Genomic DNA, 10749 nt, shown 5'->3' on the forward strand with positions numbered 1-10749 from the left:
GCTGCGGTCGTAACCGCGGCACCGCGGGACGTCCGGTGGAACCACCGGTACGGGGCGGTCGGATCCCCGTACCGGTGGCATCGGCCTAACGGGTGGGTACGGCGTCCACCTTCAGCAGGTCACTGAGGAGGGCGGGCTTGTTTGTGATGATGCCGTCGACGCCGAGGGCGGTCAGGGCGCGCATGCGCTGCGGGTCATCGACGGTGTACGGCCAGGTTTCCATTCCGTACTGGTGGACCAGATCCACGAACCCGCTGGTGACCCGGGTGTGGCTGGGGTTGATCTGATCGGCCCAGGTGGACAGCTCGGCGTATTCGGCCGGTGCGGGCGGGCCACCCAGCAGCCCGGCCGGGACCTCGGGAGCAAGGGCATTGAACTCCCTCATGAAGTCCCAGTTGAACGACTGGACGACGAGGCGTCCGGCCCGCTCGTCGGCGTTCAGCCAACCCTCCGAGTCAAGCTCGGCTGCGATATCGGCGCTGATCCCCGGGTAGAGCTCGGGACTCTTGACCTCGAGCAGCAACCCCGCCCGGCCATGCAGGGTATCGAGGACCTGCTGTAGCGTCGGAACCCGTGTCCCTGCGAATTCCGGACCGAACCAGGATCCGGCATCGAGCGTCGAAATTTCCGCATAGGTGAAGTCGGCGACGCGGTAGGGGGCCCGGCCGGGGAACTTGGTTTCCACGTCCGTGGTGCGTCCGAGGGTGGTGTCGTGGATGACTACGAGTTCGCCGTCGAGGGTGCGTTGGACATCGATCTCGACGAAGTCGGCCTTCACAGCCGCTCCGAGGTCGACGGCGGGAAGCGTGTTCTCCGGGGCGTCTGCTGAGGCCCCGCGGTGGGCGATCACGGTGGTGCGGCCTTCCTTTGCGGATTCGGCGGCGGCTCCGCTGATGCCTGCGGCGAGGGTCGCCAGGGTCATCACGCCGGTGAGGAGGGCCCGAAGGGGTTCCTTCCGCCGGGGTGTGCTTACTTTCGCGGTGGGATGCGTCACAGGCAATCTCCTTGGTCGACAAGCAGGTTCTCGTTGTGTTCAGCCGTAACAGCTGACCCACGAGACTCTTCCGGCTCTAGGTGGCCAGCCGGAGACAGGCATCCAACGCCTGGGTGAATCCGGGTGGACAAGGGAAATCCGGTGGACAATGAGGGCCATGGCGACAAAGGACAGTCGGATGAGGGCGGGCGAATGGGAGCGATGGTGAATGATGACGACGGCGAATGAGGACGACGGCGCTGCCCTCCACCGGCAGAATCCCGCCCTCCTGGCACAGCCAGACTTTCCTGCCGCGCCCGCCGGGGCTGTCCCGCTGGTATTGGTTCCCGGGGGCACCCTCGAAATGCGCGATGCCCGGTCCGGCTCCTTCCGCGCGGTCACCCTGGTTCCGTATTCGATCGGAAGAACGCAGATCACGGTGGCCGAGTGGGCGCAGGCCAGCGGTTCACCGGAAGCCCCGGAACGGGCGGGACTGGTTCCCGTTCACCCGGTAACGTGGTTCGACGCCATTCGGTGGTGCAACAACCTGTCGTCGCGGACCGGGATTCGGCCGGCCTACACCATCTCTTCGCGGGAAGTCACCTGGGACGTTGGTGCGGACGGCTACCGGCTCCCCACCGAAGCGGAGTGGGAGTTTGCCTGCCGGGCGGGCACGCTGACCCCGACCTACGGGCCGCTCCCGGACATCGCGTGGACGGCGGCGGACCGGGTCGAAGCACCCAGGCAAGTGGCCTTGAAGGCTCCAAACGCCTTTGGACTGTTCGACATGATCGGAAATGTCTGGGAATGGTGCTGGGACTATGCCGACACTGCCCGGTACGGCGACTACCGGACCCTCCGTGGAGGTGGGTGGGCCGACAAGGCGTGGAGCACCCGCGCGTCGGTCCGCCGGGGCAGCGCCCCGGACGCTGTCCTTGAAGATATTGGTTTCCGGGTGGCGCGGGGGGCGGTCGGTGAACCGGGCGCCCGGGAGGCGCAGGGCTGGTCGGCGGCCGCCGACCGGCGCCGCGCGGACATCACGGGCCCGCTCCCTATTGGCTGGACCCCGCACCGGGAGTTACCTTGATCGCCGAGCGGGAGAACCCATGAAATTCATCGGAGGGACCCAGGCCGACGGCATCCTCGAACGTCCTTTCCGGCTCGGGGCGGTCCCGGGGGTGATGTGGACCCGGGACCAGCCGGGCCAGCGAACGGCGCTGGTGCTGCTGGCCCACGGCGGCGGCCAGCATAAGAGCGCACCGGCCGTGGCGGGCCGCGCCCGGCAGTACCTGAAGGAGCTGGATGCCGCCATCGTCGCCATCGACGCCCCGGGCCACGGTGACCGGGAACGGAGCGCGCGCGACACGCTGTTCATCGAGCAGTTGACGCAAGCGCGACGCGACGGCACCCCGGTGCGCAACCTGATGGAGAGATACAACGCCGACATCGCCACCCAGGCCCTGCCCGAATTATTCGAGGTGCTCACCGCTGTCCAGGCGCTCGACGAGATCGGCGCAGACGTCCGCATCGGGTTCTGGGGACTGTCATTGGGGGCAACGATCGGGATCCCCTTCGTCGCCGGGGAACGGCGGATCACCGCCGCCGTCCTGGGACTCACCGGCAGCGATCAGCTGAGGGAGCAGGCCCGCCGTATCCGGGTGCCCGTCCAGTTCCTGCTGCAATGGGATGACGAATTCGTGGACCGTGCGGTGGGCCTCGGGGTGTATGACGCCCTCGCGTCCACCGAAAAGTCGCTTCATGCGAACGCCGGCGGCCACACCGCCGTGCCGCGGTTCGAAATCGAGGCCGAGGCGCGGTTTTTCGCCCGGCAACTTGCCGATTCGGCCTAGCGGCAGGGCGTGGACGTCCCCGTCGTCGGGCCCGGCGGCGTGCTGGCACGCCGTCCGCGGGGAAGTTCTGAAGGCGGTCCAGGGAAACCAGCGGGCCTTTCGCCCGTTGTTGCATGGCCCCGGCGCACCTAAGATGGGCACAACGGTGAGCGATCCTCCCCGAACCTTGCCCCATCTGCAGGCCAGGAAGGCGTCTTGTGAACGCTTCACGAATTTTCGGAACTATCCTCACGGCACTGCTCGCCGTAACCCTTGGACCCTCGCCGGCGGGCGGTGTGGAGCCCAGTGAACCGGCCGCTGCCGGGCCGGTCATCGTCATCCTCAATTCGAGCGTTGATGCGGGCCAGGTCTCGGCAGAGCATGCACAGACCTCGGGAGTCCAGCCGGACATCGTTTACAGCTCAGCCTTCCAGGGCTATTCGGCCGTGCTGTCCGAGGCCCAGGCCCGGCAGCTGCAGGCCGATCCGCGCGTCAGCGAAATCCTGCCGGACCGGACCGTTGCTGCTCCTCAGATCGGCGCGGTTGAGAATCCGCCGCAGCCGGCCCAGCTCGTGTCGAACGGCGTGAAGCGGATCGGCGCGTTGGAGAGTCCGACGGCGAGGATCGACGGCATCGACGAGCGGGTCGACGCCGACATCGCGGTCCTCGACACCGGCCTACAGTCGGATCATCCCGACCTCAACGTCGTCGGCGGCGCTGACTGTGCGCCCGGGGACGGGCACGAGGACGTCGTCGGCCACGGCACGATGGTCGGCGGTCTTGCCGCCGCCCTTGACAATGCGATTGGACGGGTAGGAGCAGCACCCGGCGCGCGGCTGTGGGCGGTCCGGGTGGCCGACCCGCAGGGAATCGTCACCGACTCAAGCCTCCTGTGCGGGCTGGACTGGGTCACCGCCAACGCCGCCACCGTCGACGTCGCCAACCTCAGCCTCGGCGGACCCCTGCGCGGCTATGACGTCGACTGCGCACCCCCGAACGACAGCATGATCCTCGAGGCCGTCTGTGCAGCCACGACCGCCGGTGTCACCGTGGTGGCAGCGGCAGGAAATGAGGCCCGCGACGCGGGCTTCCTGGAACCGGCCGCCTTTTCCTCAGTCATCACCGTCTCCGCAATGTCCGACACCGACGGTCGGCCGGGCGGCCTCGGACCCACCGAGGCCTGCATACCCGGTGTGACGGACGACACTCTTGCGTTCTACTCGAACTTTGGTCCGGCCGTCGACATCACCGCACCGGGCACCTGCCTCAGTTCCACCTTTCTCGATAGCCAGTACGCAGCCAGTAGTGGAACAAGCTTCTCCGCTCCCCTGGTCGCAGGCGGTGCCGCGCTGTACCGTGCCAACAATCCGGGCGCTCCGCCCGAGCAGGTCCAGGGCGCGCTGGTCAGTTCCGGGGAGCCCGGGCCTCTCCTGAACGACCTCGATGGCTTCCCGGAGCCGATTTTGAACGTGTCGCGGTTCTAGCCGGTGGCAGGACCGCCGGATCGCCGCCGCCCCCGCACCGGGATCGCTCTGGTCGGAATTCCAGCGCGGCGGATCCTGCTCGGCATGCTGGCGGTTTTCGCCGGCGCGGTATCGGGTTGTGGTGGCCCGGCCGCCCATGGATTGGACGATATCCAGTTCCGCACCGTCTCCGGCACGGATCCCGCCGGTGACCTCCAGTGGCTTGGGGATCATCCGATCCATTGGCGGATGACAAACGCCGGAGGGGAGGGAACCGCCTCCATCCGGCCGCCGTGCAGCGGGCTCCAGGCCCCTGTCAGAGTGACCGAGGACAGGTTGGTCGTTGACACCCGCAGGATGTCCATAGAGGCGCAGTACTGCGCGCCGCCGGTCGGCGACTACGACCTGTGGCTGCACCACCTCATCGAGCGGCCGCTGAGCTACAGCTGGGACGGACAGACCCTTATTCTGAGCAATGACCGCGGCTCCTTGACGTTTGAACGCGAAGAATAGCCCGCCGGCCCGGCGGACTATTTTCCCGAGCCCTTACGCTGACACCACATGGTGTCATACTGGTGTCATGAACCTTCTCCCTTATCTTGAGCGGCTCCGTGAACAGCTGCTCGTCGCAGCGGAGGCAGGGGGCGGGGATGCCCGGGATGTCGCAGAACGCCTGGTGACTCCGCTTGAATCCGCCGCTCGCCTGATGCTTCTCGATGCCCTGTCCAACGCGGCCGGCGAGATCACCGATGACCTGGCACCGGGTTCGGTCGAGGTCCGCCTTCGGGGCGTCGATCCAGAGTTCGTCGTCAGCCTGCCGGACGAACCTGCCGGTCCAGCAGCGGGAGTGGAGGCCGGCATCCCGGCCCTATCCGAGGAGGGCGGCTCCACCCGGACGACGCTGCGGCTGCCCGACCACCTGAAGGCGAGGGTTGAAGCCGCGGCGGGCCGTGAGGGCCTGTCGGTGAACACCTGGCTGGTACGCGCGGTCGCCGCGTCACTCGATTCCAGTGCAGGACGGCCCGTTTCCAGGCCGATTCCCGGCACCCGAAGCATCACAGGATGGGCACGCTCATGACGCTCTTTGAAACCTCCGGACCCGTTGGAGCGCGCATCGACATTGGCGCCCGGGGTGACATCTGGGTCGGCGCCACCGACCGGGCGGAGGTGACCGTCGACGTCCGCCCGCGGAACCCGTCACGGTTCCTGGACATCGACGCCGCCGAACAGACAACGGTGGAGTTCGTCGACGGCCGGCTGAGCGTGAAGTTGAAGCAATGGCGCCGCCACAGCTGGTTCAGCGACGGGGGCGCCGTCGTCGCCGCCGTCGAGGTCCCGATCGGCTCGTCGTTGGAGGTGTCCTCAGGGATGGGGAGCCTCCGCGTGGACGGGGAGTTCGGTGACGTTTCGCTGTCCACCGGTGTGGGCGAGATCCGCGTCGGCACCTGCGCCGCCCTCAGGGCCAAGACCGGAATGGGCGATATAACGGTCCTGCGGGCAACCGGCCCAGCGGAACTGACCAGCGGTACCGGCAGGATTCACGTCGACAGCCTTGAGGGGTCCGGCAGCATTCGAAATTCAAACGGCGAGACCTTCGTCGGCGAGGTCACCGGAGACCTGCAGGTGAAGGCGGCGAACGGCGACATCCTGATTCACAGAGCCGGCGGCAATGTGAACGCCAGGGCCTCCAACGGTGCAGTGCGGATTCAGGAGGTGCACCGCGGAGTCATCACCGCGCACACCTCCGCCGGGTCGATTGATATCGGCGTGCGGCCGGGCACTGCGGTTTGGCTGGGACTGACCACGAAGTTTGGGCAGGTCCGCAGCGGGCTCGACCCGGCCGATGCACCCGACGACGGCCACGCGGCGGTTCAGGTGCGCGCCAACTCCTCCTATGGAGATGTCACCGTTCACAGCAGCTCCGACGTCGGATCCGGAATGCCGTAGCCGCGGTCCCCCGCGGGCGGAAGCACCGTACCGAAGAGAATTTCCAGACGGATGTCGAGATTTCCCGTGCTGCTTCGTCCCTGGAGTGAATACAGCCACAATGGGCTGTGTTCTAGGAACGAGAAGGAGACGACGATGGCCAAGTACCTGTTGCTCAAGCACTACCGCGGGGCACCGACCGGGGTGAATGACGTGCCGATGGACCAGTGGACGCCCGGGGAGATTTCGGCCCACCTGCAGTACATGGACGATTTCGCCGCGCGGCTTCAGGAAACCGGCGAGTACATCGACGGCCAGGCGCTGTCGCCCGAGGGCACCTGGGTCCGTTACGACGGCGAGGGACGACCCCCGGTCACCGACGGCCCGTTCGCGGAGACCAAGGACCTCATTGCCGGGTGGATGGTGCTCGACGTCGACAGCTACGACCGCGCGCTCGAGCTTGCCGGGGAGCTGTCAGCGGCTCCGGGGGCCGGCGGCCGGCCGATTCATGAGTGGCTCGAGCTGCGTCCGTTCCTTGCCATGCCTCCCACCGTGACGGAGTAACCCATGGATGGGGTCCTCCTTCGGAGCCTCACCCCTGAGGTGATCCCCGTCCTCGTCCGCCGCGGAGCCGACTTCGCGGCGGCCGAGGATGCGGTGCAGGAGGCCGTGATCGAGGCCCTGCACACCTGGCCGGAGCGACCGCCGCGTGACCCGAAGGGCTGGTTGGTGACGGTGGCATGGCGGAAGTTCCTCTACGCTGTGCGGGCCGATGCCTCGCGTCGGTTGCGGGAGCAGCGGGTCGTGGCCGAGCCCTCCCCCGGCTCCGGCCCGGGCGGGGACGATTCGCTTCAGCTCTACTTCCTATGCGCCCACCCGTCCCTCACACCGTCGTCGGCGGTTGCGCTCACGCTGCGCGCTGTTGGAGGTCTCACCACCGGGCAGATTGCACGCGCCTACCTGGTCGGTGAGGCCACCATGGCGCAGCGGATCAGCCGGGCCAAGCGGACCGTCGCCGGCATCCGGTTCGACCAGCCCGGTGACGTGGCTACCGTGCTGCGGGTCCTTTACCTCGTCTTCAACGAGGGCTATTCGGGCGAGCTCGACCTAGCTGCCGAGGCGATCCGGCTGACCCGGCAGCTCGCAGCCCGGATTGACCACCAGGAGGTCGCCGGGCTGCTGGCGCTCATGCTGCTCCACCACGCCCGGCGATCCGCACGGACCCGGAACGACGGCAGCCTGGTGCCGCTCGCGGAGCAGGACCGCAGCCTATGGGACACCCGACTGATCACCGAGGGTGTCGATGTGCTGCAGAAAGCCTTGGCCCGTGACAGGCTGGGCGAGTATCAGGCGCAGGCAGCCATCGCCGCGCTGCACGCCGATGCCCGGACGGCCGCCGAGACCGACTGGGTGCAGATCGTGGAGTGGTACGACGAACTGGTGCGCCTCACAGACAGCCCGGTGGCCCGGCTCAACCGGGCCGTTGCGGTGGGCGAGGCCGACGGGCCCCGGGCCGGCCTGGCCGCGCTGGCGTCGCTCGATCCCGCCATCCCCCGTCATACTGCCGCCGCTGCATACCTCCACGAGCGGGACGGCGATCGGGTGGCCGCGGCACGGCTCTACACGGAGGCGGCACGGCAGGCACCGAACCGCCCGGAACGGGATCACCTGACGCGGCAGGCCGCCCGACTGAACACGGCTCTCCGCCGCTGACCGGAGGCGTCGGGCTGCTCCTGGGTGCGCTGGCGGTTACGGGGTGTAGCAACTGTTGCTGGCGCCGCCCGGCTGCTACGGGGTGCGCCCGGCGCGGACCCGGATGCACGCCCGGCTGCTATGGGGGTGCGCCCGGCTGCTACGGGGTGCGCCCGGCGCGGACCCGGCGGTGTCGGTGGTGCACGGCGTAGTGGTCAAAGACCGCCGAGGAGGTCGCCCCGGAATGGCCGAACCGGTTGCGGAGAACCTGGGCGAGGTCATCCAAGGCCGAGGTAAGCATTCTGCCCGCGAAGCGGAGTTCGGGGTCACCACTGCGTTGGGCATCATCGGCGAGCTGCTGGGCATAGGAGACGGTGTCGGGCAGGGAGCCCCTCTCCTGCACCTCATGGAAGTAGTAGCTTTCGTAGAACGACAGCAGGTCGATGCTTACCAGCGAGACCTGCCGGGCCAGCGATTCAAGGAGGCCGGCAGCATGGTGTGGGTCCAGAGGCGTCAGACCCTCCGGACCGCTCGCCTCCCGGAGTAGGTTCAGTTCATGAGCGAGCGCGCGGCGGCGGCCCAGCGCCGGATAGGCCTGCAGGATCCAGGACACCGCTGCCGCCAACAGGCCGAAGCCGGTAATCGCCTGGGATGCGGTGAGCAGCCTGAGGCCGGCGTCCCCCGCAACAATCTCGCCGAATCCAACGGTGGAGAGGGCGACCATGGAAATGTAGAGTGCCTCGGTGAAATTTCCCTCCTGCGGCACGCCATCGGCGTAGACAAATCCGTCCCGCAGGTGCGGTAGGTACAGGAAGGCCCACCCCACGACCGCCAGCGCAGCCCACGCCGCAATGACGGCAGCCATTGCCGCGGGGGCGGCAAAGGCGGAGGACCGCCCGCTCACCGTTCGTGACACGTGCCAGAACCCCCGCATGATGGCCCGGCACACGGGACCGGACCCGTGAGGGTAGAGGAGGGTGTAAAGGACGTCGGCGAGCATCAGCAGGATGAGCCCGGCACCCGCCGCCGTCCAGACCGCGTCCGAGAAGGTCATGCCTCATCTTACGGACGAGCATCATGATTCGGACGAGCGCCGCAGCGGCGCCGTGACACCACCGCTGTTCAAGACCCGATAGCCTCACGGACGAGCCGCATCACCTCCTCTACCTCCTCGACCCGCCCGTCCTGCGCCCCCGTTACCAGCCGGACCGTGCGGCGGAAGACCGCCTCGTCGCCCTCGCCCTTCCGGAAAGCGGGCAGGTGTACCAGCACCGCCGCCCGGCGCAGCCAGATGTTCTCCGAGGCCGCCCAGCGTTCGAGGACCGCCCGTGCCCGGAGGGCGTCCTGCCCGCCAAGCCTAAGGAGGAGTGCTCCGACGACGTCGACCGCGAGCGGATCAGCAAGGTCGCGCACGGCGGCCGAGCGCAGGAATCCCTCGACGCGGGTGAGGTCCGAAACGTGGAGCAGTTTGAGGTTCGACTGTAGGATCACCACGGCCGCGAGCCGGCGCTCGAAGACGGGCCGGCTCCAGAGTTCGGACGCGAGGGCGGTGACTGCGTCGTGCTGGAGTTCCGGGTAGCGCCGGGAGGCGTTGCGGATGGTGCCCCGGATGGCGCCCACGGACGCTCCATAGAACTCGAGGGACTCCCCCAGGCGCCACGTGTAGTCCTCCGCGCGTTCCTCGGTGCTTTCGTACTGAAGGGAGTCGTCGATGAAGTCGGCGGCGGCACTCATGTCTTTTACCCTAGGGCGGGTTCTGACTTGCGGCGCAAGCTGGATCGATGGACTGCATCCGAAACCGGGAAAGTCTCCTGGTTGGGCGGGGCGATCGGGCGGCGTGATCGGGCCGCGCCGTCGGGCCGCTTGGATGAGCCGCGCCGTCGGGCGGTGTGATCGGGCCACTGGGATGAGCCGCTTGGATGAGCCGCGCCGTCGGGCGGCGTGATCGGGCCACTGGGATGAGCCGCTTGGATGAGCCGCGCCGTCGGGCCGCTTGGCCGGGTGGGACGGCGAGGAGGTGCTCTCCTGCTCATTCACGTAGGGGGTCGGTGGTTCTCTTGGGGGGTCGGGCTGTCCAGTAGCTGTTTCGGCGGGGTTTTTGGTCGGGGTCGAGGTGGTGGGGTGGGAGGAAGAAGGGGATGCCGTGCCGGGAGTGCACGGTCCAGGAGCCGTCGTGGATGCGGTGGTGGTGGTGGGAGCACAGCAGCACCCCGTCGCCGAGGGTGGTGGTGCCGCCCTTTTCCCACGGGGTGATGTGGTGGGCCTCGCACCAGGTGGCGGGGATGGTGCAGCCGGGGAAGGCGCAGCCCTTGTCCCGGGCCACCAGGGCCCGGCGCAGGTGCGGTGGGAACAGCCGCTGGGCGCGGCCAAGGTCCAGGACCTGGCCTTTGCCGCCCAGGACCAGGGGGATCAGGTCGGCGTCGCAGGCGAGCCGGCGGATGCTGCGGGCCGGGATCTGCTGGGCGAACACCGCATCGCCGGCGTGGTCGAGCTCGCCGGTCAGGGTCCGGTAATCGATGGTGACCATGATCTGGGGGCGGTGCCCGCCGGCGGCCGGAAGGCCGTCGGTGGCCAGGGCGATCCTGCAGGCGCCCACCAGGCCCGCCAGCAGCTGCTGCGCCCGGGTGGGCCGCTCGTCTGCGCCAAACGGGGAGGCGCGGTGTGATCCACTATCCGGGGTGTCACCGGTTATGTCGTTACGGGTTCCTCCACCGCCGGGCTCGTCACCGGATCCGGTGTCCGGGCCCGCACCGGTGCCGGGGAGGCGGGGGTTGGTGGCGGTGTTCATCACCGTGGCGAGGTGTTCGAACTGCTCATCCGTGGCCCCGATCTCCAGGAAGTGCAGCCCGTTGCGGCGCCCGCGCAG

Annotated in this window: 12 protein-coding genes; 8 read left to right on the top strand and 4 right to left on the bottom strand. The window is 68.4% G+C overall.

What is annotated here, in order from left to right:
- Positions 1–85 precede the first annotated feature (85 nt).
- Positions 86–994 carry a glycerophosphodiester phosphodiesterase gene (locus tag GVV77_RS13770; protein WP_246199822.1) on the bottom strand — a complete coding sequence of 303 codons (909 nt, stop codon included), beginning with the start codon at positions 992–994 and terminating at the stop codon, positions 86–88.
- Positions 995–1202: 208 nt separating this feature from the next.
- Between GVV77_RS13770 and GVV77_RS13775 the strand changes: the two genes are divergently transcribed.
- The 8 genes from GVV77_RS13775 to GVV77_RS13810 all read left to right on the top strand — a co-directional run bounded on the left by GVV77_RS13775 (position 1203) and on the right by GVV77_RS13810 (position 7904).
- Positions 1203–2060, top strand: a complete 858-nt coding sequence (locus GVV77_RS13775) for a formylglycine-generating enzyme family protein (RefSeq protein ID WP_246199823.1) — start codon at positions 1203–1205, stop codon at positions 2058–2060.
- A 19-nt stretch (positions 2061–2079) separates the two neighbouring features.
- A complete protein-coding gene (locus tag GVV77_RS13780) occupies positions 2080–2823 on the top strand; it encodes an alpha/beta fold hydrolase (RefSeq protein ID WP_159619272.1) in 744 nt (247 codons plus the stop codon).
- Positions 2824–3020: 197 nt separating this feature from the next.
- Positions 3021–4286, top strand: coding sequence for a S8 family peptidase (locus GVV77_RS13785; protein ID WP_159619274.1), 1266 nt, complete (start codon positions 3021–3023; stop codon positions 4284–4286).
- Positions 4287–4514: 228 nt separating this feature from the next.
- Complete coding sequence (locus GVV77_RS13790) at positions 4515–4778, top strand: META domain-containing protein (protein WP_159619276.1); 264 nt, start codon at positions 4515–4517, stop codon at positions 4776–4778.
- 67 nt (positions 4779–4845) lie between these two features.
- A complete protein-coding gene (locus GVV77_RS13795) occupies positions 4846–5343 on the top strand; it encodes a hypothetical protein (protein ID WP_159619278.1) in 498 nt (165 codons plus the stop codon).
- Complete coding sequence (locus tag GVV77_RS13800) at positions 5340–6212, top strand: DUF4097 family beta strand repeat-containing protein (protein ID WP_159619280.1); 873 nt, start codon at positions 5340–5342, stop codon at positions 6210–6212. Before GVV77_RS13795 ends, GVV77_RS13800 begins: the two co-directional genes overlap by 4 nt.
- A 135-nt stretch (positions 6213–6347) precedes the next feature.
- Positions 6348–6755: a YciI family protein gene (locus GVV77_RS13805; protein WP_159619282.1), complete on the top strand. Its 408-nt coding sequence runs from the start codon at positions 6348–6350 to the stop codon at positions 6753–6755.
- A 3-nt stretch (positions 6756–6758) separates the two neighbouring features.
- On the top strand, positions 6759–7904 hold the full coding sequence (locus tag GVV77_RS13810) for an RNA polymerase sigma factor (protein ID WP_159619284.1): 1146 nt from the start codon (positions 6759–6761) through the stop codon (positions 7902–7904).
- A 139-nt stretch (positions 7905–8043) separates the two neighbouring features.
- Here GVV77_RS13810 and GVV77_RS13815 read toward each other — a convergent pair whose 3' ends face one another.
- From GVV77_RS13815 to GVV77_RS13825, 3 genes are all read right to left on the bottom strand, one after another.
- The gene (locus tag GVV77_RS13815) at positions 8044–8937 is read right to left on the bottom strand and encodes a potassium channel family protein (RefSeq protein ID WP_159619286.1); all 894 of its coding nucleotides are present in this window, start codon (positions 8935–8937) and stop codon (positions 8044–8046) included.
- A 68-nt stretch (positions 8938–9005) separates the two neighbouring features.
- Positions 9006–9617 carry a DNA alkylation repair protein gene (locus GVV77_RS13820; RefSeq protein ID WP_159619288.1) on the bottom strand — a complete coding sequence of 204 codons (612 nt, stop codon included), beginning with the start codon at positions 9615–9617 and terminating at the stop codon, positions 9006–9008.
- Between the two features lie 295 nt (positions 9618–9912).
- On the bottom strand, positions 9913–10749 hold an 837-nt coding region (locus tag GVV77_RS13825), incomplete at its 5' end, for an HNH endonuclease signature motif containing protein (RefSeq protein WP_159619290.1).

Source organism: Arthrobacter zhaoguopingii, from assembly GCF_009828605.1.
Lineage (GTDB): Bacteria > Actinomycetota > Actinomycetes > Actinomycetales > Micrococcaceae > Arthrobacter_D > Arthrobacter_D zhaoguopingii.

Coding starts and splice junctions, on each gene's coding strand:
- GVV77_RS13775 (WP_246199823.1), top strand. CDS start 1,203: ATGATGACGACGGCGAATGAGGACGACGGCGCTGCCCTCCACCGGCAG.
- GVV77_RS13780 (WP_159619272.1), top strand. CDS start 2,080: ATGAAATTCATCGGAGGGACCCAGGCCGACGGCATCCTCGAACGTCCT.
- GVV77_RS13790 (WP_159619276.1), top strand. CDS start 4,515: ATGACAAACGCCGGAGGGGAGGGAACCGCCTCCATCCGGCCGCCGTGC.
- GVV77_RS13795 (WP_159619278.1), top strand. CDS start 4,846: ATGAACCTTCTCCCTTATCTTGAGCGGCTCCGTGAACAGCTGCTCGTC.
- GVV77_RS13800 (WP_159619280.1), top strand. CDS start 5,340: ATGACGCTCTTTGAAACCTCCGGACCCGTTGGAGCGCGCATCGACATT.
- GVV77_RS13805 (WP_159619282.1), top strand. CDS start 6,348: ATGGCCAAGTACCTGTTGCTCAAGCACTACCGCGGGGCACCGACCGGG.
- GVV77_RS13810 (WP_159619284.1), top strand. CDS start 6,759: ATGGATGGGGTCCTCCTTCGGAGCCTCACCCCTGAGGTGATCCCCGTC.
- GVV77_RS13815 (WP_159619286.1), bottom strand. CDS start 8,937: ATGACCTTCTCGGACGCGGTCTGGACGGCGGCGGGTGCCGGGCTCATC.
- GVV77_RS13820 (WP_159619288.1), bottom strand. CDS start 9,617: ATGAGTGCCGCCGCCGACTTCATCGACGACTCCCTTCAGTACGAAAGC.